The following is an 886-nucleotide window of genomic DNA, read 5'->3' as shown; positions in this document are numbered from 1 at the left end:
GGCCAAGGCAATAGCCGCTTAAACAGGCCGTATATATGGAAGTTAACCTGCGCTTTTAATTATGCTACTGACTTGCAAAACCGGGGGAGACCATATAGGTGAGCGACGCTACCACTAAACTTAAGTCATTGTGCCATAAACACTTAAGCTAAAATTTGAACTGAAGCCGCTGAGCGTTGCGAATCACTCTTAAACGTTTTGTTATGTGCGTACTATTTGATGACGCATTTCTATTAGTTGATGCTCACCAACAACTTCTACTTCTTTGATAAATTCAAAGCAAAATTTTTCATAATAACTTCGCAAATAACCGTGAGCATGAATTTCTATTGAAGATACACTTTGACTCGTAGCATGATCCATTAACGCTTTAACAACCATTGAGGCGATACCATGACCTCGATACGCTTCGAGAACTGCGACTCTAGCCATGACAGACGAACCATCAGTATTAATAGTTAAACGCGCTGTTGCCACAGGTCGATTTTCATTCATAACAAGAGCATGTTCAGAAGAACTATCTAGACCATCAAAATCCAATTTATTAGGGATTTTTTGCTCAACCGTGAAAACTTGATAACGAATAGCTTGAGCTTTTTCGATAAGCTGAGCTGACTTGCCAATAATAACTTCCATGCCAATTTCCCTCTAAGCACATAACGCCCAATTCTTGTGAATCCCCTCATAATTAACCGTAAAAACAATGAGGTAGACGCGCATCGCTGTCTTTGATCTAATGAATATCGCCAAACACACATTTCGAACAAATGGACTAACGATGTGCGATATTCAGATTCTACAGCAAACTATACAAAACCAATGCCCCTCCATTCACAAAAAACGCGTTAATTCTCTGATACTTGCCACAAAAAGTGTGCTTGACGGC

General features: G+C 39.8%; 1 protein-coding gene. It reads right to left on the bottom strand.

Annotation, left to right across the window (positions count from 1 at the left end; genetic code table 11):
• Positions 1 to 201 precede the first annotated feature (201 nt).
• A complete protein-coding gene (locus tag F0249_RS20040; protein ID WP_171757654.1) occupies positions 202 to 636 on the bottom strand; it encodes a GNAT family N-acetyltransferase in 435 nt (144 codons plus the stop codon).
• Between the last annotated feature and the right edge of the window lie 250 nt (positions 637 to 886).

Origin of the sequence: Vibrio sp. 03-59-1 (assembly GCF_013114135.1) — a bacterium.
Lineage (GTDB): Bacteria > Pseudomonadota > Gammaproteobacteria > Enterobacterales > Vibrionaceae > Vibrio > Vibrio cortegadensis.
The sequence above is the reverse complement of the archived record's forward strand: the minus strand, read 5'-3'. Positions and strand labels throughout refer to the sequence as shown.

Coding starts and splice junctions, on each gene's coding strand:
- F0249_RS20040 (WP_171757654.1), bottom strand. CDS start 636: ATGGAAGTTATTATTGGCAAGTCAGCTCAGCTTATCGAAAAAGCTCAA.